Origin of the sequence: Advenella alkanexedens (assembly GCF_019132845.1) — a bacterium.
GTDB lineage: Bacteria > Pseudomonadota > Gammaproteobacteria > Burkholderiales > Burkholderiaceae_B > Advenella > Advenella alkanexedens.
Genome location: NZ_JAHSPR010000004.1, coordinates 157,396 through 179,864 on the forward strand (window position 1 = coordinate 157,396; position 22,469 = coordinate 179,864).

23 protein-coding genes are annotated in these 22,469 nt (G+C 48.1%); 9 read left to right on the forward strand and 14 right to left on the reverse strand.

What is annotated here, in order from left to right; genetic code table 11:
* Positions 1-2 precede the first annotated feature (2 nt).
* Entirely contained in the window at positions 3-401 is a 399-nt protein-coding gene (locus tag KU392_RS06875) for a DoxX family protein (protein WP_169295142.1), read from the forward strand.
* Between the two features lie 100 nt (positions 402-501).
* Here KU392_RS06875 and KU392_RS06880 read toward each other — a convergent pair whose 3' ends face one another.
* From KU392_RS06880 to KU392_RS06910, 7 genes are all read right to left on the reverse strand, one after another.
* Complete coding sequence (locus KU392_RS06880; RefSeq protein ID WP_169295143.1) at positions 502-1,812, reverse strand: citrate synthase; 1,311 nt, start codon at positions 1,810-1,812, stop codon at positions 502-504.
* 46 nt (positions 1,813-1,858) lie between these two features.
* The gene (locus tag KU392_RS06885) at positions 1,859-2,119 is read right to left on the reverse strand and encodes a succinate dehydrogenase assembly factor 2 (protein WP_169295144.1); all 261 of its coding nucleotides are present in this window, start codon (positions 2,117-2,119) and stop codon (positions 1,859-1,861) included.
* An 11-nt stretch (positions 2,120-2,130) separates the two neighbouring features.
* Positions 2,131-2,847 carry a succinate dehydrogenase iron-sulfur subunit gene (locus KU392_RS06890; protein ID WP_169295145.1) on the reverse strand — a complete coding sequence of 239 codons (717 nt, stop codon included), beginning with the start codon at positions 2,845-2,847 and terminating at the stop codon, positions 2,131-2,133.
* A gap of 10 nt (positions 2,848-2,857) precedes the next feature.
* Positions 2,858-4,636: a succinate dehydrogenase flavoprotein subunit gene (gene sdhA, locus KU392_RS06895; protein WP_169295146.1), complete on the reverse strand. Its 1,779-nt coding sequence runs from the start codon at positions 4,634-4,636 to the stop codon at positions 2,858-2,860.
* A gap of 3 nt (positions 4,637-4,639) precedes the next feature.
* Positions 4,640-5,020, reverse strand: coding sequence for a succinate dehydrogenase, hydrophobic membrane anchor protein (sdhD, locus tag KU392_RS06900; RefSeq protein ID WP_169295147.1), 381 nt, complete (start codon positions 5,018-5,020; stop codon positions 4,640-4,642).
* Positions 5,020-5,436 carry a succinate dehydrogenase, cytochrome b556 subunit gene (gene sdhC / locus KU392_RS06905; protein ID WP_169295148.1) on the reverse strand — a complete coding sequence of 139 codons (417 nt, stop codon included), beginning with the start codon at positions 5,434-5,436 and terminating at the stop codon, positions 5,020-5,022. Before sdhC ends, sdhD begins: the two co-directional genes overlap by 1 nt.
* A gap of 89 nt (positions 5,437-5,525) precedes the next feature.
* Positions 5,526-6,290 (reverse strand): GntR family transcriptional regulator, encoded by a 765-nt coding sequence (locus KU392_RS06910; RefSeq protein WP_169295149.1) that lies wholly within the window; start codon positions 6,288-6,290, stop codon positions 5,526-5,528.
* Between the two features lie 242 nt (positions 6,291-6,532).
* On the opposite strand from KU392_RS06910, the gene KU392_RS06915 reads away from it, so the two are divergent.
* Positions 6,533-7,522, forward strand: a complete 990-nt coding sequence (locus KU392_RS06915) for a malate dehydrogenase (RefSeq protein ID WP_169295150.1) — start codon at positions 6,533-6,535, stop codon at positions 7,520-7,522.
* Here the strand turns inward: KU392_RS06915 and KU392_RS06920 are convergent.
* From KU392_RS06920 to KU392_RS06935, 4 genes are read right to left on the reverse strand one after another with little or no spacing between them, the layout of a single operon-like run.
* Complete coding sequence (locus tag KU392_RS06920) at positions 7,515-7,652, reverse strand: hypothetical protein (RefSeq protein ID WP_169295151.1); 138 nt, start codon at positions 7,650-7,652, stop codon at positions 7,515-7,517. The two genes, KU392_RS06915 and KU392_RS06920, sit on opposite strands and share 8 nt — an antisense overlap.
* Entirely contained in the window at positions 7,645-8,676 is a 1,032-nt protein-coding gene (locus tag KU392_RS06925) for an acyl-CoA dehydrogenase family protein (protein ID WP_169295152.1), read from the reverse strand. The genes KU392_RS06920 and KU392_RS06925 overlap by 8 nt, the downstream gene beginning before the upstream one ends.
* Before the next feature lie 12 nt (positions 8,677-8,688).
* Positions 8,689-9,840 carry an acyl-CoA dehydrogenase family protein gene (locus KU392_RS06930; RefSeq protein WP_169295153.1) on the reverse strand — a complete coding sequence of 384 codons (1,152 nt, stop codon included), beginning with the start codon at positions 9,838-9,840 and terminating at the stop codon, positions 8,689-8,691.
* Positions 9,841-9,893: 53 nt separating this feature from the next.
* Entirely contained in the window at positions 9,894-10,352 is a 459-nt protein-coding gene (locus tag KU392_RS06935) for a MaoC family dehydratase (RefSeq protein WP_169295154.1), read from the reverse strand.
* 263 nt (positions 10,353-10,615) lie between these two features.
* Between KU392_RS06935 and KU392_RS06940 the strand changes: the two genes are divergently transcribed.
* Positions 10,616-10,993 (forward strand): hypothetical protein, encoded by a 378-nt coding sequence (locus KU392_RS06940; protein ID WP_169295155.1) that lies wholly within the window; start codon positions 10,616-10,618, stop codon positions 10,991-10,993.
* 96 nt (positions 10,994-11,089) lie between these two features.
* A complete protein-coding gene (locus tag KU392_RS06945) occupies positions 11,090-11,362 on the forward strand; it encodes a GNAT family N-acetyltransferase (RefSeq protein ID WP_169295156.1) in 273 nt (90 codons plus the stop codon).
* 77 nt (positions 11,363-11,439) lie between these two features.
* On the opposite strand, the gene KU392_RS06950 is transcribed toward KU392_RS06945, so the two are convergent.
* A complete protein-coding gene (locus KU392_RS06950; RefSeq protein ID WP_169295157.1) occupies positions 11,440-12,408 on the reverse strand; it encodes a hypothetical protein in 969 nt (322 codons plus the stop codon).
* Positions 12,409-12,826: 418 nt separating this feature from the next.
* On the opposite strand from KU392_RS06950, the gene acnB reads away from it, so the two are divergent.
* The 5 genes from acnB (at position 12,827) to efp (ending at position 21,409) form a co-directional block, all read left to right on the forward strand.
* On the forward strand, positions 12,827-15,418 hold the full coding sequence (gene acnB, locus KU392_RS06955; protein ID WP_169295158.1) for a bifunctional aconitate hydratase 2/2-methylisocitrate dehydratase: 2,592 nt from the start codon (positions 12,827-12,829) through the stop codon (positions 15,416-15,418).
* 250 nt (positions 15,419-15,668) lie between these two features.
* Positions 15,669-18,362, forward strand: coding sequence for an aconitate hydratase AcnA (gene acnA / locus KU392_RS06960; protein ID WP_217734943.1), 2,694 nt, complete (start codon positions 15,669-15,671; stop codon positions 18,360-18,362).
* 52 nt (positions 18,363-18,414) lie between these two features.
* Positions 18,415-19,626 (forward strand): DUF2863 family protein, encoded by a 1,212-nt coding sequence (locus tag KU392_RS06965; protein ID WP_169295160.1) that lies wholly within the window; start codon positions 18,415-18,417, stop codon positions 19,624-19,626.
* On the forward strand, positions 19,610-20,776 hold the full coding sequence (earP, locus tag KU392_RS06970; RefSeq protein ID WP_169295161.1) for an elongation factor P maturation arginine rhamnosyltransferase EarP: 1,167 nt from the start codon (positions 19,610-19,612) through the stop codon (positions 20,774-20,776). Before KU392_RS06965 ends, earP begins: the two co-directional genes overlap by 17 nt.
* A 75-nt stretch (positions 20,777-20,851) precedes the next feature.
* Positions 20,852-21,409 carry an elongation factor P gene (gene efp, locus KU392_RS06975; protein ID WP_169295162.1) on the forward strand — a complete coding sequence of 186 codons (558 nt, stop codon included), beginning with the start codon at positions 20,852-20,854 and terminating at the stop codon, positions 21,407-21,409.
* A 91-nt stretch (positions 21,410-21,500) separates the two neighbouring features.
* On the opposite strand, the gene KU392_RS06980 is transcribed toward efp, so the two are convergent.
* Both KU392_RS06980 and KU392_RS06985 read right to left on the reverse strand, forming a co-directional pair.
* Entirely contained in the window at positions 21,501-21,911 is a 411-nt protein-coding gene (locus tag KU392_RS06980) for a PaaI family thioesterase (RefSeq protein ID WP_287810514.1), read from the reverse strand.
* A gap of 3 nt (positions 21,912-21,914) precedes the next feature.
* On the reverse strand, positions 21,915-22,400 hold the full coding sequence (locus KU392_RS06985; RefSeq protein ID WP_169295163.1) for a YajQ family cyclic di-GMP-binding protein: 486 nt from the start codon (positions 22,398-22,400) through the stop codon (positions 21,915-21,917).
* Positions 22,401-22,469 lie beyond the last annotated feature (69 nt).

Consider the following 22,469-nt stretch of genomic DNA (forward strand, 5'->3'; position numbering starts at 1 on the left):
TTTTGTTGAAAAGCGATGATCTTGCCAAACTGCTGCTCAGACTTGGGGTGGGCTTTCTGATCCTGTTTCATGGTTTGATCAAAATCACGAACGGAATCGATCCGCTCATTGGCATGGTAACCGCCAAAGGCTTACCCGCATTTATCGCCTATGGCGTTTATGCGGGCGAGGTCATTGCGCCAATCATGGTCATTATTGGCCTTTATACACGCCCTGCCGCCCTGGTCATTGCAGTGAATATGCTATTTGCCTTTTTCCTTGTCCATATGGGGCAACTGTCTTCATTCAGCCGCTCGGGCGGCTGGGTACCCGAATTACCCGCTCTTTTTCTGGTGGGTGCGCTGGTTATTTTTCTGGGTGGTGCAGGCAAATACTGCATAAATACGCCTTATAACAACTGATGCCTTATAACAACTGATCGTTTTTTTTCCCAAATAAAAAGCCCTTCAGGAATTATCCTGAAGGGCTTTTTCAAACTGGCTGGAAATACCGGGCAAAAAATTAGCGCTTGGAAATTTCCACTACATCACGAGCAATCTCACCGGTAAACAGCTGACGGGGACGACCGATCTTGTATGCAGGATCAGAGATCATTTCGTTCCACTGCGCAACCCAGCCTACTGTACGTGCCAAAGCAAAAATTGCCGTGAACAAAGAAGTAGGAATACCGATTGCACGCTGAACAATACCAGAGTAGAAGTCAACGTTAGGATACAGTTTACGTTCAACGAAGTATGGATCCTCAAGAGCGATACGCTCCAGTTCCATGGCCAACTTGAACAGAGGATCATTCTCGAGACCCAGGGCAGTCAGGACTTCTTTACATGTTTCCTGCATTAATTTGGCACGTGGATCATAATTTTTGTACACACGGTGACCAAAGCCCATCAAGCGAACACCTGATTCCTTGTCTTTAACCTGCTCCATGAATTCGCCCACTTTCGCAATGCCACCATTGGCTTGAATTTGCTCAAGCATGTTCAGGCAAGCTTCATTGGCACCACCATGAGCTGGCCCCCACAAGCAGGCAACACCTGCAGCAATCGCTGCAAATGGGTTGGTACCTGAAGAGCCGCATAGACGCACAGTAGAAGTAGACGCATTTTGCTCGTGATCGGCATGCAAGATAAAGATGCGATCAAGAGCACGCTCAACAACGTCATTAACCTTGTAATCTTCACAAGGTGTTGCAAACATCATGCGCAGGAAATTACCTGTATATGACAAATCATTCTGAGGATAGATGAAAGGCTGACCCTGAGAATACTTATAGGTCATTGCCACCAATGTAGGCATTTTGGCCAACAGCCTAATGGCTGAAATGTGGCGATGCTCTGGATTGGTAATATCGGTAGAATCATGGTAGAAAGCAGCCATCGCACCTACCAGACCCGTCATGATGGCCATAGGGTGCGCATCACGGCGGAAGCCACGCAGGAAAAACTGCATTTGCTCGTTAACCATGGTGTGATAGGTAACCTGATGATTGAAATCGGCTTTTTGTTTCTCATTTGGCAACTCGCCATTCAACAGCAAGTAGCTGGTTTCCATGAAGTCGCAATTAACAGCCAACTGCTCGATTGGATAACCACGGTACAACAATTGACCTTTATCACCATCGATGTAGGTAATGGCAGACTCACATGATGCCGTAGACAGGAATCCTGGGTCATAGGTAAACATGCCTGTCTGACCGTACAACTTGCGAATGTCTATAACATCTGGACCCACTGTACCTTGGTACACTGGAAATTCAACGGGATTACTACCATCGGAAAAGCTGAGCGTAGCTTTTTTTTCAGACAATTTCATCTATATTCCTTATTAGTTTATACAACACGATAATTTTTTACTCACCTTACCCTGCACGCATCAGACCGATCAGACGGTTTATATTAGGCGTATCATAGTCACCTTCTGGCTCTGAACGCGCCAACAAAAGGTCGAGTAAATTGTTATCATCCAGCTCAAAAAGTTGAGTCAGGGACTTTACATCTTCGTTGGTTAACGAAGATTCATAACGATCCAAAAATTTGGTAATGATCAAATCGTTTTCTAGAAGTCCCCGACGAGCCCGCCAACGAAGGCGGGCCCGTTCCAATTCCGTTAATTTGTCCATAAACAAACTACTTAGATTGAACGGCGAACCAGCATTTCCTTGATCTTGCCGATTGCTTTTGTTGGGTTCAATCCTTTAGGACAAACATCAACACAATTCATGATTGTGTGACAACGGAATAAACGGTACGGATCTTCAAGATCGTCCAGACGCTCTGCAGTAGCCTGGTCACGACTGTCTGCAATAAAGCGATAAGCATTCAACAAGCCTGCAGGACCTACAAATTTATCTGGATTCCACCAGAAAGACGGACAGGAGGTAGAGCAGCATGCACAAAGAATACACTCATACAAACCATCCAGCTCCTCACGAGCCTCGGGAGTTTGCAGGCGCTCTTTTTCTGGTGGCGGTGTTTCGTTAATCAGATACGGACGAATTGAGTGATACTGATTGAAGAAGTGCGTCATATCCACGATCAGGTCACGAATAACCGGCAAACCAGGCAATGGACGAAGAACGATCGGCTCTTTCAGGTCACGCAGATTGGTGGTGCATGCCAAGCCGTTTTTACCGTTGATATTCATGGCATCTGAACCACAAACCCCTTCACGGCAAGAACGACGGATTGCAAGACTGTCATCAACGTCATTTTTAATGCGAACAATCGCATCAAGCAACATTTTGTCTGTAGGCTGAAGCTCGACGTCAAGCTTTTGCATGTAGGGACGCTCGTCCTTATCAGGATCGTAGCGGTAAATTTCAAATTTGACGATACGTTTAGTACTCATAATATCCTGCTTAGAAAGTGCGTGCTTTAGGTGGGAATGACTCAACAGTCAGTGGTTTCATGTGAACCGGTTTGTATTCCAGGCGGCCATCTGAAGAATGCCACAAGGTATGTTTCAACCAGTTTTCATCATCACGTTCCGGATGATCATTCAGTGCATGGGCACCACGGCTTTCAGTGCGATTGGCTGCTGATTTAATGGTTGCACGCGCTACTTCAATCATGTTCTCAACTTCAAGCGCCTCAACACGTGCCGTGTTGAACACTTTTGACTTGTCTTTGAAACTGATGCGTTTGACCTGCTCTGCCAGTTCGTCGATTTGACCCACACCTTCGTTCAGCAGTTTCAATGTACGGAATACACCACAGTGCTGCTGCATTGAAACACGAATGCTATTGGCAACGTCCTGTACTTTCTCACCGGAAGTACGGGTTTCAAGAGCATTGACACGAGCCAGGGAAGCTTCTACAGACTCTTTAGCCAGAGGCTGGTGTTCACGTTGTTTTTCCGGATGAGAGTCAACAATGTGATTACCGGCTGCACGACCGAAAATAACCAGATCAAGTAAAGAATTGGTACCCAGGCGGTTAGCACCGTGTACCGATACGGCCGCACATTCACCAATGGCGTACAGACCGTTAACCACTTTTTCTTCGCCATTTTCCCAGGTAACAACCTGACCATGATAGTTGGCAGGAATACCACCCATTTGATAGTGAATGGTTGGCACAACAGGAATAGGCTCTTTAATGGGGTCGACGTTACCGAACTTGATCGCAATTTCACGAATGGATGGCAAACGTTTGTTAATGACGTCGGCACCCAAGTGATCCAGTTTCAACACAACGTAGTTGCCATCCGGACCACAGCCGCGACCTTCCTTGATTTCCTGGTCCATTGAGCGGGACACGAAGTCACGTGGAGCCAAGTCTTTAAGGGTAGGTGCATAACGCTCCATGAAGCGCTCACCGTCTTTATTGAGCAGGATACCCCCCTCACCGCGAACACCCTCAGTAATCAGCACGCCCGCACCGGCAACACCGGTTGGGTGGAATTGCCAGAATTCCATATCTTGCAGGCAGATGCCAGCGCGCGCCGCCATGCCAAGACCGTCACCGGTATTGATGAATGCGTTGGTGGAAGCGGCCCAGATACGACCTGCACCACCTGTTGCCAGAATGGTTTTCTTGGCTTCAAGGATATAAATATCACCTGTTTCCATTTCCAGGGCAGTCACACCCAGAACATCACCGGCATCGTTACGGATCAGGTCAAGCGCCATCCATTCCACGAAGAAGTGGGTTTTGGCTGCAACGTTACGCTGATACAGTGTGTGCAACAAGGCATGACCGGTACGGTCAGCAGCGGCACAGGCGCGTTGCACAGGCTTTTCACCAAAATTGGCGGTATGACCACCAAATGGACGCTGGTAAATTGTGCCATCAGCATTACGGTCAAAAGGCATACCAAAGTGTTCAAGCTCGTAAACCGCTTCGGGAGCCTGACGACACATGAATTCGATAGCATCCTGGTCACCGAGCCAGTCGGAACCTTTGATGGTATCGTACATGTGCCAGTACCAGTTATCTTCGCTCATATTACCCAAAGATGCACCAATACCACCTTGAGCCGCTACAGTGTGCGAACGGGTTGGAAACACTTTGGATAAAACAGCAACTTTAAGACCAGCCTGCGCAAGCTGCAAGGAACAACGCATACCGGCCCCGCCGGCGCCCACAACCACCGCATCAAACTGGCGGCGTGGCAATGAAGAATTAATTGCGACCACGGCTTATAGACTCCAAACAATATTCGCGAAAAACAAGACTGAACCAATTAACCACAATACGGTTAATACATGCAGGGCCACACGAAGGCCTGCCGGTTTCACATAGTCCATCCAAATGTCACGTACACCTACCCAGGCATGCCAGGCCAGAGAGAAAAAAGCCAGCGTGGCTGAGATTTGACCCAAAGGCAAGCCAAAACAGGTAAAGGTGAAGAAACCTTTCCATGACTCATAGTTGATGGATGTGAACAGGGCACAGATCAGGAATAAAACAGAATAAACAGCCAGGATGACCGCAGTCATGCGCTGGACGAGAAAATCAAATGAGCCATAGTGTGCACCCACAACCAGGCGTTTCCTACCGATTTGTTCATGAGTTGCCATTACAGAGCTCCAAACAGTTTAATTGCAAAAATCAGGGTAAGGGCAATACTTGTACCCAAAACAATCGCTGCACTTTTCTGGGCGGATACTTTATCCATGCCGATATGCAAATCAAGGGTCAGGTACCGGATACCGGCACACAAGTGATGCATGAAGCCCCACAAAATAACCAGCAGAATGAGTTTCAGCAAGAAGCCACCAAACCCGCTTCCCAAAGCCTCAAAGCTTTCTGGTGATGCCACACTGGCAGCAAAAAGAGGTATCAGAATAATAGGTAAGCTTAAAAACAGAAGTGCGCCACTGATACGGTGCAAAATTGACACTTTACCGGCAGTGGGCAGGCGGTATTTAACTGCAATAAGCTCTAAATCGAGATTGCGAAATTCCCGACGTGGCTTTGACGTAGAGTCTGACATAACGGCCTCAAAATAATGAAACGATATATAACAAAAAACAAACCCGGCCAATATTACTTCTTTTGAACCGGCACTAACCAAAACGGCCTCTAGTTTAAACTATTTCTGTAATGATATTGATCGGTCAGATAAAATCCCCTGCGAATTTCCATGGGCCGATCTCCATAAGTATAAGAGACACGATCCACCTGCAACAAAGGAAAACCTTCAGAAACATTAAGAAAATCAGCTATTTGCGGACTTGCCGCAACAGCCCTTATCTTCTCCTCCGCCCGAACCATACTGACACCAAATTTTGTCTCAAACAAACCATAAAGCGGCCCTTTGTTATGAATCAGTATCTCGCTGGTAAGCCCTTTGAAGACATCGGCAGGCAACCAGATTTCATCGATAACGCTTGGCCGGTTACCCAAATTCATAATGCGCTTTATATATATAAGCGTATCTCCAGAACGAATTTCGAGCATGCGAGCCATTTCCTGTGTTGCCTTTTGCCGGCTACATTCAAGTATTGTACTTTGTGCACGCTGATTATTTTCGGGATTATCGGGAGTAAGCCGCAAAAAACGGTAGCGAACCTGGGCTTCATGGTGAGTGGCAACAAACGTGCCTTTACCCTGACGTCTGATCAACAGATTCTCGGCGGCCAGTTCATCAATTGCCTTGCGCACGGTTCCCTGACTGACCTGAAACCGGGAGGCAAGGTCTAGCTCACTGGGAATGCTTTCGCCGGGCTTCCATTCACCGGCATGCAAACTTTGTACAAGCAACGCTTTGATTTGCTTATACAAAGGACTGAAAGCGGCACCACTAATGGCGCCACCTTTGCCGGTTAAGGATGATGACACTGACATATTTACAGAATAATGAAAACCTGAATTAACGTGCGACATTATTTCATACCCAAGGGTTTATGTCTATTCTTATATAAGATATAAGTTATAAGACAATTTGACGAAAAACGGATTTTATTCTAAGATTATCGGCAATTATCAATAAGAGTTTTCATGAATAATCCGGTGCCAATATTGGGCTGCCGCATACGCTCTTAAGGCTCTTACCTCTTTACGTTCATATCTATTTTGGAGAAACATTTATGTCCAAGCCAGCCCTGCGCGTTGCCGTTACTGGTGCTGCCGGTCAAATCGGTTACGCATTGCTATTTCGTATTGCCTCAGGCGAAATGTTAGGCAAAGACCAGCCGGTCATTTTGCAATTGCTTGAAATCCCAGACGAAAAAGCACAAAAAGCGCTTAAAGGCGTCATGATGGAACTGGACGATTGCGCATTCCCACTTCTGCAGGAAATAACCGCTCACAGCGACCCCATGACCGCATTCAAAGATGCTGACATCGCTCTGTTGGTGGGTGCACGCCCCCGTGGCCCTGGCATGGAGCGTAAAGACCTGCTGCAAGTCAATGCGCAAATTTTCACCGCCCAGGGTAAGGCACTTAACGCTGTGGCGAGCCGTGATGTAAAAGTGCTGGTTGTTGGCAACCCCGCTAACACCAATGCCTATATTGCCATGAAATCCGCCCCCGACCTGCCTGCCAAAAACTTCACCGCCATGTTGCGTCTGGATCACAACCGCGCGCTTACCCAACTGGCCCAGAAATCTGGCAAAGCAGTTAAAGACATCGAAAACCTCATCGTTTGGGGCAACCACTCTCCAACCATGTACCCAGACACCCGTTTCGCTACTGTCAACGGCGAGTCCCTGGACAAGCTCATCAACGACGAAACATGGAACCGTGAAACCTTCATCCCTACCGTTGGCAAACGTGGCGCAGCAATTATCGAAGCACGCGGTCTGTCTTCTGCCGCATCTGCAGCCAATGCCGCCATTGACCACATCCGTGACTGGGTGTTGGGCTCAAACGGCAAATGGGTCACCATGGGCGTTCCCTCAGATGGCTCTTACGGTATCCCCGAAGGCATCATCTACGGTGTTCCTGTTACGACTGAAAATGGTGAATACAAACGTGTTGAAGGCCTGGAAATCGACGCATTCTCTCGTGAGCGCATGGATTTCACCCTTAAAGAATTGCTGGAAGAGCGTGACGGTGTAGCCGATCTGCTTAAATAATCCCAGTCAATGAATGAAAAATAGCCACCATCAGGTGGCTATTTTTTTCAGGTTTTCCGTATTGATCAAAAACAACAGAAAGTTTGTTTTGCATCAAAAGTCCGATCATACCCGGTACTTTTTCAAGCATCGGGACACAACTCCCCGGTCAACATTGAAAGCACTGTTTCCCCCTCTGTTTCCAACACATATCGACCCAATTTCCCTGCCCAGTAGGACTGAGTACCTGCTTCAGACTTGAACTCCCGCACGCGTCGGGTGTAAAAATGCAAGACATACTCTTCTGTGATGCCAATCGCGCCATGAATCGCATGGGAAATATCGGCGACCTGATCGGACACAAAACTGACCTGGTATTTAGCAATGGCCAATAAATTGGGATCTGGATGATGATTATTGCTGTTACATGCAATTTGCGCTGCCATGCGTGCGGCCCATACTTGTTCTGCCAAGACGCTGATTTGATGCTGGATTGCCTGGAACTTGCTTAAAGGTCGGCCAAATTGCTGCCTTTGATTGGCATACTCCAGCGTCATTTCAAAAATCCGTTCCATAGCACCCACACTGGGCACCAATGCGGCCAAAGCAGCCAGATTACGCAAATCTTCCAAAGCTTGCGCAGACACCTCCAGCTCAATCGCCTCTTCCAGATGCCAGCTCACGCTGGCAAACAACCCTGCGTGGTAAACCTCATGAACCACGGCTTTTTCCTGGGCCAGTAAATAACATGACTGATTAACCAACACCAAAAACCTGGCTGCCTGGTGACCAAAAGGCAATTTATTAATCACTATCCGCCCCTGCCCTTCGGACACCTGTACCCCCATGGTGGCAATCACAATAGATCCATCAGGTACGGCCAACCCGTTGCTATCCAGCCAACTCCTGGCCAGCAGAGTACTGGAAAAAGGAACAGACAAGTTAAAATATCCTTCCTGCCTGAACAGGTTACCGGCCTCTTTCAGACTCAACCCTGCCCCTCCCTGTTCCTCAGGCAGCATCACATCCAAAAAACCAGAACCCGCTATTTCTGACCAGATCGTTTCATAATCTGTGCACGATAAATTCAGGCGGTTACCTGATTTCTCTGAAACATCGGCAAACAAACGGCCCACAGCCTCATCAAAAAGATTATTCATACTTGAATTGTCCATTTTTATCTCTTCTTATCGCAAGCCCAAGCCCCGGGCAATAATACCTCGCAATATCTCGCGAGTACCGCCACGCAAGGAATAGGAAGGACAAACCTGATCCACCAAAGCCAGGGTCTTGATCAGCTCAACGGAAGGCGTCCATTCGGGATGCCCACCCATGCAGTCAGCAATCAACTTGGAAATATCCTGTTCAAGTCCAGTACCGTAATCCTTAACCAGCGATGCCTCTACCGAAGGGTTTTCACCCTTGGCCAGTTTGCTGGTAATCGCCAATGACATGGTTCTCAATACGGCAAGTCGGGCAACAATGCCACCCAGCGTGACCTGCACTCGCTCAGACTGCCAGCCTTGTTGCCGGCACTCTTTCAGAAAACACTCCACCAGAGCCATACTGGAATAAATACGCTCAGGGCCACTGCGCTCAAAGGCCAGTTCAGCATTCACCTGCTCCCAACCATCGCCTTCATTGCCAATCAGGGCGTCATCAGCCAGCTGAACATCCGTAAAAAACACTTCAGAAAAATGTGCGTCACCGGCCACATCAACAATGGGGCGTACCGTAACACCTGGCAGGCTTAAGTCAATAATCACCTGAGACAACCCTTTATGCCGGTCACCCGCCTCTCCTGAAGTGCGCACCAAGGCAATCATATAATGTGACTGATGGGCATTGGTGGTCCATATCTTGCTGCCATTAAGCAGCCAGCCTTTGTCATTTTTTTGCGCCCTGGTTTTAATGCTGGCAAGATCAGAACCGGAGTCGGGTTCGCTCATGCCTATGCAGAAAAAAGCCTCCCCCTGACAAATCTTTGGCAAATAAAACTGTTTCTGCGCCTCTGTGCCATAACGCAGAATCAAAGGACCGCTCTGGCGGTCGGCAATCCAGTGAGCCGAAACCGGCGCCCCGGCACCCAACAGCTCTTCAGACAATACAAAACGGGAAAAATAACCTTTTTCCGCACCGCCATACTGCTTGGGCAAAGTAAGCCCCAACCAACCTTTGGCAGCCAGTTTTTTGCTGAACCCGGCATCAAAACCCATCCATGAACGGGCCCGTGCGTAAGCATCCATTTCCTGCGTGGTTTCTTTAATAAAAGCCCGCAATTCACCTCGAAATTGGTTTTCTTCTTGAGGAAGATAAGCCAGGTCAAGAACGTCAAGCATAACAAACCACCCACTTAATTTAAATTTAAAATTATTATTGGTAATGCTTCAAATTAACGTCCTGATAACATGCGAGTTACGTCATAACTAATCACCGTTATATCATCCTGGTTCTTGATATTAATATGTGTTGAAACCACGGCACGGTTAAGTTTGGAGGTTGGTCTTACCTTTGTGACCTCTACTTCGGCCCAAATCGTATCACCGGCAACCACAGGGGCCAGCATTTTTTTATGCACTTCCAGCAAAGCAAGGCCGGTTCCCTGAACCATAGTTTGCATCAACATGCCTTCGATAATGCTGTACGTGAGTGCACCGGGCACCGGACGTCCCTTAATGGCACCAGCATTAAAAGTCTTGTCAATAAAAATGGTTTCCAGCATGCCGGTAACGCTTATAAAATTAACAATATCGGTTTCTGTAATCGTACGTTTAAAGGTTTTGAATTTCTGTCCAACTTCCAGATCCTGCCAGTAAAAACCCTCGCCCAATAATTTTGCTTCCTGTGTCATGTTCCATCTCCTGTTTTATGTATTTTTCACCAGCGATTGCTGATGCATTCTTGTTCATATTTATAGCTACTGTACCGACCAGCGCTTGGCGTGTATCAAATAAAAAATAAAAGAATCATGGCAATATCAATACCCGCCTGATATAAATTAAAAATCCTATGATATTGAATGAATATCACCAAAAAAACAAGTCGCCCAACTTCGGTTAAAATCCTTCGTTAATTTATTATTTACAAGCCAACCCGAGATTTATTCCCTTTCTTATGATTGAATTGATATTGACCTATGCCATTGCAATACTCATGGCCTGTTTCCTGATTGCATCATTTTCCGGCCTCTACCTGATTTTCTTTTCCCTGAAACCCACCAATGAAATGCTGAAGCACCCGTATTTAAGCATGCAGCCTTTTCACCGGTTTTCCCTGTCCGTTCGCTGCTCGATTTTGCTGGACTATTTTTTCAGGCTGTTTTTCCCCAATGTGCAGTTCTGGCTGATTGGCCATGCCAATCGCATTTTGCCTCATGTCATTCCATCGCAAGTGCCCGTTAAAATCAAATGGCCCCTGCTTGGTCTGTGGGGTTGCTGTTTTATTGGCATTCTTTGCATGTGCGTGGTGTGGGGTATTTTACTCACCCGCTAAAACGGCATAAACCCTTGCGGCAGCAAGCACATATTGGCCTGCTGCCATATAAAGTATTATCATGATCATATTCTTATCCCCAGCCAAGGCAAGCCAATGAGTTTAACTATCCAGCACCTTCCCGAACAATCCCGTTTCCAGGCGGTAATTGATGGCCATACCTGCCTGATTGAGTACCGGCTTGATAACAATGTGATGCATGTTTTACATACCCTGGTTCCCAAAGAAGTGGGCGGACGTGGTATTGCGGCAGAAATGACCCGTTTTGCCCTGGAAACCGCCAGCAACAACAACTGGAGAGTCCACCCCGTCTGCTCATATACCGTTGCCTACCTCAAACGGCACCCTGAATACACCAATGTCATTTGAATATTTCTCTCGTGACCACAAAAAAAGCGTTCAGGATTGAACGCTTTTTTCATGCTGGCTTAAGATCGCACTATATATTAATTTTTCAATTCAATGTTCAGGTTTTGGAAAAGCTGATTGGCGTTAGCCACACCCGCGCCAGACAATAACTGAAAAACCGACATAAGCTCGAATGGAGGCGTTGGATTCATGGCAAATGAAAGGCTGTCTTTTTGATTGGTCACATACTTATAAATCGCATCACAAGAAGCCTCTGTTTTGTTGACACCAAAAACAATCGCCCCCTGCTTCATGCAGGCCTCTTTTTGCTGAAGCATTTTTGCCTCATAAGTCGCATTTTGTGCTGGCGTAGGTGCCTCACCCAAAGCTGCCCCTTTTTCTTTGGCAATCACTCTTTTCACAAGACCTTTGTCATCAATATTGAATGACAGGGAGTTAATACTGACAGGCGCCAGAAATGGAAGCACAGCCATGGGGTTTTGCTGTATCGCCTGTGAATTGGCACGCACCTGTTCAAGCAAGCCCCCAATTTTATTGGCATCAAGTTTGACACCAAAACTGACCAACTCGGGTTGATCAATACTGATTTCATACATAGAACGATCTGTGCTGCTGTCAAAACTGACCTTCAGGCTGCCATTGACTTTGGGCAACTCGGTATAACCCAGATCGGCCAATCGATTGTCTGAAACTTTACCTATGGGACTTTTACCGGTTTCATCAGCAAAGCCCTCAAAAGAAATATCTATTTTCTGGACTTTCTCTGTATTCTCGAGATCATTCAGAATCACTTTGCTGAAAGTGAAATAATGCGCGGGATTTTGTTTGTCGACAAGTTTGACATTACTCATTGAGCCCGTACCGCTCACATTCGCATCAAGACTTTCCCAAAACACATTATCCTGCAAATCGTTTTTTACCAAAAAAGCCTTCAGCTCTTCCTCTACCTTGCCTTGAGCCAGTTTATTACCACCATACCAGGCTGCACCCGCAGCAACAACCAGAACCCCTGCCGTTGCAATAGCAAGCTTCTTCTTAGAAGACATACGTTTCCTTTTGCTTGTAATTAATTGAAAATGTAACGGCAACACTATACATGACGTTCACAACAGTGCAAATATAATTGACTATAAAAGTCATGAATAATGCCGCAAAAAGATAATTAAACCAATAGCCGGATTATAACCTGTTGAGCAGGGCAACAAGGTAGATGTGTCCGCTGATATCGGAACTTTCATGCACCGAAAGAAACAAAAAAAACAGACAGCCGTGTAAAATTCAACCTGAGCTTGCATTGCCTTCATTTTCCAAAAACCACCTGAATTTTTTCGGAAACAAAATGTTACGCTCATTTTTGGAAAATATGTTGCTGCAAGCAGTCAACTCTTATATAAGACATAAGACTTTTTTACGAAAAAGCCTTATAATGGTCATGTTGTCTCTAATATTTTTTAAGGTCACGTCATGTTGGAATCATATCGTCAACACGTTGCCGAGCGCGCTGCGCTGGGCATCCCTCCTCTGCCTTTGTCAGCCAAACAAACCGCTGATTTAATCGAACTGCTCAAAGCTCCTCCCGCCGGAGAAGAAAACTATCTGGTAGATCTGATTACCCACCGTGTACCAGCAGGTGTGGATGATGCCGCCAAAGTCAAGGCTTCTTACCTGGCCGCCGTTGCTTTCGGCACCGAAAAATGCCCCCTGATCACCCCTGAAAAAGCCACTGAATTGCTGGGCACCATGCTGGGTGGCTTCAACATCAGCCCGCTAATCGACTTGCTCGACAACCCAACACTGGGCACTATCGCTGCCGATGGCCTGAAAAAAACCCTGCTCATGTTTGACGCCTTCCATGATGTGAAGGAAAAAGCAGACAAAGGCAATGAAAACGCCAAAGCCGTTATTCAAAGCTGGGCCGATGCCGAATGGTTCACCAGCCGTCCTGAAGTACCAGAAAGCCTCACTGTCACGGTTTTCAAGGTCAGTGGCGAAACCAATACCGATGACCTGTCACCCGCTCCCGACGCCACAACACGTCCTGATATTCCTTTGCATGCCTTGGCAATGCTGAAAAACAAACGTGAAGGCGCGGCATTCGAACCCGAAGAAGACGGCAAGCGCGGTCCGGTTAAATTCATTGAGTCCCTGAAAGAAAAGGGCCATCTGGTTGCCTACGTCGGTGACGTTGTCGGCACCGGCTCTTCACGCAAATCCGCCACCAACTCCGTATTGTGGTTCACCGGTGAAGACATTCCTTTCGTACCCAACAAGCGCTACGGTGGTGTTTGTCTGGGTGGCAAAATTGCGCCTATCTTCTACAACACCATGGAAGACGCTGGTGCATTGCCTATCGAACTGGACGTTTCCAAAATGGAAATGGGCGATGTCATTGAACTGCGTCCATACGAAGGCAAAGCCCTGAAAAACGGTGAAGTCATTGCCGAATTCCAGGTCAAATCCGATGTCCTGTTCGACGAAGTACGCGCCGGTGGCCGTATCCCCCTGATCATCGGCCGTGGCCTTACCGCCAAAGCCCGTGAAGCACTGGGTCTGCCTGCATCAACCCTGTTCCGTCTGCCTGTTGAGCCTGTTGACTCAGGTAAAGGTTACACACTGGCACAGAAAATGGTGGGTCGCGCCTGTGGATTGCCAGAAGGCAAAGGTGTGCGTCCAGGCACTTACTGCGAACCCAAAATGACTTCTGTTGGCAGCCAGGATACCACTGGCCCAATGACCCGCGACGAACTGAAAGACCTGGCCTGCCTGGGCTTCTCTGCCGACCTGGTCATGCAGTCTTTCTGCCATACAGCGGCCTATCCAAAACCTGTCGACGTTAAAACCCACCACGAGCTGCCAGACTTCATCAGCACCCGCGGTGGTATTTCCCTGCGTCCTGGTGACGGCGTCATTCACTCATGGTTAAACCGCATGTTGCTGCCTGATACCGTTGGTACCGGTGGTGACTCCCATACCCGTTTCCCAATCGGCATCAGCTTCCCCGCCGGTTCAGGCCTGGTTGCTTTTGCAGCTGCGACCGGTGTAATGCCACTGGATATGCCAGAATCCGTTCTGGTTCGTTTCAAAGGCAAAATGCAGCCCGGTGTGACCCTGCGTGACCTGGTTAACGCCATTCCTTTGTACGCCATCAAAAAAGGCCTGTTAACTGTAGCCAAACAAGGCAAGAAAAACATTTTCTCCGGCCGCATCCTTGAAATTGAAGGTCTGCCCGATCTGAAAGTGGAGCAGGCATTTGAATTGTCTGATGCCTCTGCCGAGCGTTCAGCCGCCGGTTGTACCGTTCGCCTGAACAAAGAGCCCATCATCGAATACCTCAACAGTAACATTACCCTGTTGAAATGGATGATTGCCAACGGCTACGAAGACGAACGCTCACTGGCCCGACGCATCAAGGCCATGGAAGCCTGGTTGGCCGACCCGCAACTGCTTGAGCCCGACGCCGACGCCGAATACGCTGAAGTGATTGAAATTGACCTGGCCGACATCCACGAACCTATCGTGGCATGCCCGAACGACCCTGATGATGTTAAAACACTGTCTGAGGTTGCCGGTGAAAAAATCGATGAAGTGTTTATCGGTAGCTGCATGACCAACATCGGCCACTTCCGCGCCGCTTCCAAGCTGCTGGAAGGCAAACGCGACATCCCGGTCAAACTGTGGGTTGCTCCTCCAACCAAAATGGATCAAAAGCAACTTACCGAAGAAGGCCACTATGGCGTTCTGGGCGTAGCCGGTGCCCGCATGGAAATGCCAGGCTGCTCTTTGTGCATGGGTAACCAGGCACAGGTGCGTGAAGGTGCTACCGTCATGTCAACCAGCACCCGTAACTTCCCGAACCGTTTGGGTAAAAACACCAATGTTTACCTGGGTTCCGCAGAGCTGGCTGCCATCTGTTCCCGTCTGGGTCGCATCCCAACACGTGAAGAGTACATGGCTGACATTGGCATCATCGACCAAAACAGCGACAAAATCTATCGCTACATGAACTTTGACCAGATCGAAGACTTCAAGGAAATTGCAGATACTGTTGGTATCTAAATACTGAAGTCAACGCCGTTCCGTTCCATACGGAACGGCTTGGTTCAATGTTAAAACAGGCCTTGAAAAGGCCTGTTTTTTTTTAATTTATCACTGCTGCCAATGCAAAAATCATCCATGTATTGCACATTTGCTTAAATCCGGCAAGCAAACATCTTCCAGCTAGTGCTATCATTGGAAACAAACAATCAAAACAAGACCCATCCACCCCAATATTCTTTTGCCAATTAACTCAAACAGCGAGGTTGCCATGCCTTTTTCCAGCACTGTCAAAACACTCACGGTCAACAATAAAACCAGGAAATATTATTCCCTGCCCGCCCTGGGTAAAAAACTGGGCGTCAAAATCAACAAACTGCCCGTTTCCATCCGCATCGTACTCGAATCGGTTTTGCGCAACTGTGATGGCAATAAGGTAACCGAAGAACATGTGCGCCAGTTGGCCAACTGGCAAGCCAACGCCAAACGTGAAGAGGAAATTCCTTTTGTGGTGGCCCGCGTCGTTTTGCAAGACTTTACCGGTGTTCCTTTATTAGCCGACCTGGCCGCCATGCGTTCGGTCGCCGATAAAATGGACAAAAACCCAAAAGCCATCGAGCCACTGGTCCCCGTTGACCTGGTGGTTGACCACTCTGTCATGATTGACTACTTCGGCACCAAAGATGCGCTGGACCTGAACATGAAGGTTGAGTTCCAACGCAACAAAGAGCGGTATCAATTCATGAAATGGGGCATGCAGGCTTTTGACACCTTTGGCGTTGTCCCTCCAGGCTTTGGTATTGTTCATCAGGTTAACCTGGAATATCTGGCACGTGGTGTTCACAAAGACGCCAACGATGTTTACTATCCCGACACACTGGTTGGCACTGACAGTCACACCACCATGATTAACGGCATTGGGGTTGTGGGCTGGGGCGTCGGAGGCATTGAAGCCGAAGCGGCCATGCTGGGGCAACCCTATTACATGCTGACCCCCGATGTGATTGGTGTTGAGATGACCGGCCAATTACGCGGTGGCGTGACCGCCACCGACCTGGTGCTAACCATTACCGAAATGCTGCGCAAGGAAAAAGTGGTTGGCAAATTTGTGGAATTCTGTGGTCCGGGCACTGCCAGCTTAAGTGTTACCGACCGTGCCACCATTTCCAACATGGCACCCGAATACGGTGCCACCATGGGTTTTTTCCCGGTTGATGAACACACGCTTGATTACTTCAGGGGCACCGGTCGTACCGATGAAGAAATTGAAGCGCTTGAAACCTATTTCAAGGCCCAGAAAATGTTTGGCATTCCCAAAGCCAAAGACATCAACTACACCAAAGTCCTGAAGCTGGACCTGAAAACCGTTTCTCCCTCACTGGCCGGCCCTAAACGTCCCCAGGACAGGATTGAGCTGGGCAATGTCAAAAAAACCTTTGCCAAGCTGTTTACCGCCCCCCCCGAGCAAAACGGCTTCAATCAGCCGGCAGAAAAATTCACGGCCGCTTATGAAACCCCCAGTGGTGTCACACTTGGAAACGGTGACATCCTGATCGCCGCGATCACCTCTTGCACCAACACTTCAAACCCAAGTGTCCTGCTGGCAGCCGGCCTGTTGGCCAAAAAAGCGGTCAAGGCGGGTTTAAGCGTACCCAAACACATCAAAACCTCACTGGCGCCCGGATCCAGGGTAGTGACCGAATATCTGGCCAAAACAGGCTTGCTGCCCTATCTTGAGCAACTGGGCTTTGATGTGGCTGCCTACGGCTGCACAACCTGTATCGGCAACGCCGGTGATTTGCTGCCCGAGTTCAATGAAGCGATTGTCAAAAACGATCTGGTTTGCGCTGCCGTCCTGTCAGGCAACCGCAACTTCGAAGCCCGCATTCACCCCAACATCAAAGCCAACTTTCTCGCCTCCCCCCCCTTGGTCGTGGCCTATGCACTGGCAGGCACATTGAATATTGATTTAATGACCCAACCGGTTGGCAAAGGCAAAAAAGGAGATGTTTGGCTAGGCGATATCTGGCCAAGCGATGAAGAGGTTGAAAAACTGCTGGGTAAAGCCATGAATCCAAAGGCCTACCGCAACAACTATGCCCAGGTCAAATCCAATCCTGGCGATTTGTGGAAAAAAATCAAGGGTGTATCCGGTGACGTTTACAATTGGCCAACCTCCACCTATATTGCCGAGCCGCCTTTCTTTAACGACTTCAGCATGACACCGGCTGCCCTCCAGCCGATCAAACAGGCACGCGCGCTGGGCATTTTTGGTGACTCGGTCACCACCGACCATATTTCACCGGCCGGCTCTATCAAGGAAACCTCACCGGCAGGCAAATGGCTGCTGGCCCACGATGTCATGAAACCCGACTTCAACAGCTATGGCTCACGCCGTGGCAATCATGAGGTCATGATGCGTGGCACCTTTGCCAACGTTCGTATCAAAAACCTTATGATTCCCGCCCTGCCCAATGGCAGCCGCTTTGAAGGAGGTGAAACCATTCACAAACCCAGTCAAGAGCAAATGCCCATTTACGATGCCGCCATGCAATATATTGCCAGTGGTACACCAACAATCGTCTTTGGGGGTGAAGAATACGGCACAGGCTCTTCCCGTGACTGGGCGGCCAAAGGCACCCAGCTATTGGGTGTAAAAGCGGTAATTGCCCGCAGTTTTGAGCGCATTCACCGAAGCAATCTGGTGGGCATGGGTGTCCTGCCCCTGCAATTCAAAGGAGATGACTCGGTGCAGTCCCTGGGGATTACCGGTGATGAAACCTACGACATCAGCGGCCTGGAAGAAGGTATCAAGCCACAACAGGATGTCGTGTTAACCGTGCAGCGCCCCGATGGCAGCAAACAGGACATCCCTTTGCTGCTACGCATAGATACACCTGTCGAAGTAGAATACTACCAGCACGGCGGTATTCTTCCCTTCGTTCTTCGACAACTTCTTTCTTAATTAAAAAACCTGGCTCCTTTCATCATCGTCCGTGAAAGGAGCCAAACAAAATATGAGTAAAACCGCATTCACGAAGTTAAGCAAGGCAAGCCAGGTTCTTATTGACGCCTGTAAAGCCTTAAAACAGTCCGGCTGCATTATTGAAGACCGCTACTGGGAAAACCTGATCGATCAAAAAGTGGTCGATATTTTCAACAGCAATAAAAAAAACCAGGTCGACCGTGCACTTGATTTTCTGGCCTCTACCGATACCGAAACCCATGATATCTTGCTGGAACATGCGGAAACCATGTCCGAGTCCTGCACGCTGGAAAAAGATGGCGTGTATTTTGACTGCCTGTTCATTGTGATTCCTGTGGTGGCCTGGACCCGATTCCACATCCCATCACCCACCCTTAATCTGAAAACACAAACCGCGCTTGTCAATCTGCTAAAAAAACATATCAGTGCCACAGCGGTGGAAATAGCCATTCATCCGCAACTGTGTTCAGTTGACCAAATGCCAAAATCCTTTGATCAAACCCATCTATGGTGCGATACGCTGGCCAGGCAGGCACTGAATCTGCCTGTTAACCCGCTTTCCAGTCCCAAGCCGCCCGCCGAAGACGCCCATATGCTGGCCGATACCCGCTATATCATGGCTGCTTTCTGTGTCATCCAAAACCAGCCTATTTTCAAATGGCAACAGGCCAGCGAACACTTTGCCGAACAACGACAACGCTGTCTGCAAGACTGGCAAGAAGAAGCCCTGCCCTTGTTCAGGGAACTGTTACCCGCCTGTGGCCTCGAACTTCCCCTACCCGATGCGTTTTATATCGCCAATCGCGAAGCTGATAAACGAATCCGTTTCGCCGCGCTGAGCGCTTCGGTGCAATGGTTGCAAAACACCCTGAATATCCCTGCCCAATCCTTCCGCGCCACGATTGCCGGCATCGGAGAAGACCAAATCAAGGAATATCGAATCGGCTTTACCTTCCTGGACTCCCATCAGGTTATTTATGGCTGCATGTGGCCTCTTTTCAGTGAGGAACAGGAAGAAACCATCCCTGAAACCATTACCGAATCGCCACAGGTTCTTAATATCATTGAGCAACTGCAGGCCAATGGCATCAAACATATCATTTGTATCAATGAAATGCTCAAACCCGGCCTTCATGAAGAAACCGATGAGCCACTTTTTCCCAACCCTGCCGGAGAACTGACGTATATCAGTGCGCCCGATGATTTTGATGATGTAGACACTTCCAGTGAACAGTTCCATTAAACCCGCTTACCCCAAAAGCATTGATATTTTCTGCAAAGTCATAGATAACTACGGAGACATTGGCGTGTGCTGGCGCCTTGCCCGTGATTTGAAAACACAAAGCCAGGCCACCATCCGCCTGTGGGTTGATGATCTGCGCAGCTTTGGGAAAATCGCCCCTGAACTGGATCCCATGCTTAACGAGCAAATCGTTCAGGGCATCCATGTCCGTCATTGGGTAAACGATCAGGCTTTCACTGAACAACCGGCTGAAATAGTGATTGAAGCCTTTGCCTGTGACCCGCCACCCGATTTTGTACAAGCCATGAAAGGCAATACACGTTTATGGCTGAACCTGGAATACCTGTCAGCCGAACCCTGGGTGGAAAGCTTTCATGCCCAACCCTCGCTACAGCCCAATGGCATGGTAAAACTGTTCTTTTTCCCCGGGTTTACCGCCAAAACAGGGGGGTTGCTGCGTGAAGAACACCTGCTGTCAGAGCGTGACCAGTGGCAAAATGACCGGCAGGCACAAGAAAAATTCCTGGCTCCGTTTTTAAATGCCCAACAACTGGCACTTTGGCAACAGGGTGCCCCCATCATTAATTTATTTTGTTATCCGAGCGCCCCGGTGCATGAACTGGCCCAGGCTCTTGTCAAGGCCAATCAGCCGGTTCTGTTGTTGGTTCCGGAAGGCGTGGCCCCCTCATTGGAAGAAGAAATTACCCGGCTGGAGGCGGTTGCTCCCGCCCCGTCCCCGCTGCACATTATCCGCCTGCCTTTCATAGACCAACGCGACTATGACCGCCTGCTTTGGCTAGGCTCGCTGAATTTTATTCGTGGTGAAGACAGTTTTGTCAGGGCCATCTGGGCAGCCAGACCATTCATATGGCAAATTTATGAGCAAGAGGAAAATACACACCTGATTAAGCTGGATGCCTGGCTTGCCAGCAGCCAAACCTGCCCTTCTGTTGCCAGCATAATACGAGCCTGGAACAACGCCGCAGCTCCCGGTTCATTTACCAGTCTTTTTCAGGATATTTTCTTCAATCCCGACAAATGCGCCCAATGGAAACAGCAAACGCGCGAATATTGCCAAAATCTTTCTGAAAACAAGACTTTATCTTCATCCATTTTTGATATTCATTATAAAATGTCGCAAAAAGTATAAAATATGCGTTTTCCGATTTTTATCGGTTAAATTACTGTAGATATACACTACCCATTATTCCTGGAGTTATTATTAATGAAGACCGCACAAGAACTGCGCGTAGGCAATGTAGTCATGGTTGGCTCAGAACCCTTGGTTGTACAAAAAGCCGATTACAATAAATCTGGCCGAAACGCTGCTGTTGTCAAACTGAAATTCAAGAATCTGTTAACAGGCTCCGGCAGTGAATTGGTTTACAAAGCCGACGAAAAATTTGAAGTGGTCATGCTCGACAAAAAAGAATGCACCTATTCTTACTTTGCCGACCCCATGTATGTATTCATGGATGAAGAATACAACCAGCACGAAGTTGAAGCCGACAGCATGGGTGATGCGCTGCACTACCTGGAAGAAGGCATGACTGTTGAAGTGGTTTTCTACGAAGGCCGTGCCATTTCTGTCGAACTTCCAACCATCATTGTCCGTGAAATCACCTATACCGAACCCGCAGTTAAAGGCGACACCTCCGGTAAAGTGTTGAAACCCGCCAAAATCAATACCGGTTTTGAAATTGCAGTTCCCCTATTCTGCAACATTGGTGACAAAATTGAAATTGACACACGTACTCACGAATACCGCAGCCGTGTTATGTAATTCCAATGGTCTCCAACCATAGAAAACAAAAAAACCTGAAGCAATAGCTTCAGGTTTTTTTTCAAGTGCTGGTTTTGCAGGGTGACTTTACTTACTTTTTAACCAGGGAATATTTAAATGTCCCGACCGCTGTTGCCAGCAGCAAATCATCATCAAGCCACACCTCGGAACGGGCAAAAAATATGCTACGTCCTTTTTTTTCCACAAAACCCCTGGCCTTTAACATGGCACCATCACCCGCACCAATGAAATTGGTGGTCAACGACAAGGTGAGGGCCTTTAATTCGGGATCTCCGGGTGCTGAATAAATACCACTGTAACCGGCGACCGAATCAAGCAAGGTACACAACACTCCGCCCTGCACACGACCCGTACGATTGCCCAGATTGGGACCCATGGGCAAATGCATTTGTGCATACCCTTCAGACCAGTCACTTAAAGTAATGCCCATCCATTCCAGGAACGGATTATTGATGGGATGAACCGATACACAAGCATCCACGATTTAGTCCCTGAAATTATTAAAAGCCAGCGGTGCGTCTGCCACCTCTTTTTTCAGCAAGGCAATGACATCTTGCAATGTGTCCCGTTTTGCACCACTCACCCGCACGGTGTCGCCCTGTATGCTGGCCTGTACCTTGAGCTTGCTGTCTTTAATGGTTTTAACGATTTTTTTGGCCAGATCTCCGGTAATCCCTTTGCGAATAGTGGCATATTGCTTGAGTTTGTCCCCAGACATCTTTTCTTTTTTACCATATTCAAGAAAACGCAAATCCACTCCACGCTTGGCCAGTTTGTTAATCAGCACATCCTGAACCTGCCCCACCTTGAATTCGTCATCGGCAAAAATAGTCAGTTCCAGTTCTTTTTGTTCGATCCGGGCATCCGAGCCCTTAAAGTCAAAACGGGTTGAAATTTCTTTATTGGCCTGCTCAACCGCATTCCTGACTTCAACCATGTCCGCTTCACTCACGACATCAAATGATGGCATATTTTCTCTTTCCTTTTAATAGTCATATAAATATCCACGTCAAGATTAGCATATTTTAACCGCTCTGGC

Coding starts and splice junctions, on each gene's coding strand:
- KU392_RS06950 (WP_169295157.1), bottom strand. CDS start 12,408: ATGTCTTCTAAGAAGAAGCTTGCTATTGCAACGGCAGGGGTTCTGGTT.
- KU392_RS06885 (WP_169295144.1), bottom strand. CDS start 2,119: ATGGACAAATTAACGGAATTGGAACGGGCCCGCCTTCGTTGGCGGGCT.
- KU392_RS06880 (WP_169295143.1), bottom strand. CDS start 1,812: ATGAAATTGTCTGAAAAAAAAGCTACGCTCAGCTTTTCCGATGGTAGT.
- KU392_RS06920 (WP_169295151.1), bottom strand. CDS start 7,652: ATGCTTGAAAAAGTACCGGGTATGATCGGACTTTTGATGCAAAACAAA.
- KU392_RS06945 (WP_169295156.1), top strand. CDS start 11,090: ATGAGTTTAACTATCCAGCACCTTCCCGAACAATCCCGTTTCCAGGCG.
- KU392_RS06915 (WP_169295150.1), top strand. CDS start 6,533: ATGTCCAAGCCAGCCCTGCGCGTTGCCGTTACTGGTGCTGCCGGTCAA.
- KU392_RS06935 (WP_169295154.1), bottom strand. CDS start 10,352: ATGACACAGGAAGCAAAATTATTGGGCGAGGGTTTTTACTGGCAGGAT.
- KU392_RS06985 (WP_169295163.1), bottom strand. CDS start 22,400: ATGCCATCATTTGATGTCGTGAGTGAAGCGGACATGGTTGAAGTCAGG.
- KU392_RS06965 (WP_169295160.1), top strand. CDS start 18,415: ATGAGTAAAACCGCATTCACGAAGTTAAGCAAGGCAAGCCAGGTTCTT.
- acnB (WP_169295158.1), top strand. CDS start 12,827: ATGTTGGAATCATATCGTCAACACGTTGCCGAGCGCGCTGCGCTGGGC.
- sdhD (WP_169295147.1), bottom strand. CDS start 5,020: ATGGCAACTCATGAACAAATCGGTAGGAAACGCCTGGTTGTGGGTGCA.
- acnA (WP_217734943.1), top strand. CDS start 15,669: ATGCCTTTTTCCAGCACTGTCAAAACACTCACGGTCAACAATAAAACC.
- KU392_RS06925 (WP_169295152.1), bottom strand. CDS start 8,676: ATGGACAATTCAAGTATGAATAATCTTTTTGATGAGGCTGTGGGCCGT.
- KU392_RS06910 (WP_169295149.1), bottom strand. CDS start 6,290: ATGTCAGTGTCATCATCCTTAACCGGCAAAGGTGGCGCCATTAGTGGT.
- KU392_RS06940 (WP_169295155.1), top strand. CDS start 10,616: ATGATTGAATTGATATTGACCTATGCCATTGCAATACTCATGGCCTGT.
- sdhC (WP_169295148.1), bottom strand. CDS start 5,436: ATGTCAGACTCTACGTCAAAGCCACGTCGGGAATTTCGCAATCTCGAT.
- KU392_RS06890 (WP_169295145.1), bottom strand. CDS start 2,847: ATGAGTACTAAACGTATCGTCAAATTTGAAATTTACCGCTACGATCCT.
- efp (WP_169295162.1), top strand. CDS start 20,852: ATGAAGACCGCACAAGAACTGCGCGTAGGCAATGTAGTCATGGTTGGC.
- KU392_RS06930 (WP_169295153.1), bottom strand. CDS start 9,840: ATGCTTGACGTTCTTGACCTGGCTTATCTTCCTCAAGAAGAAAACCAA.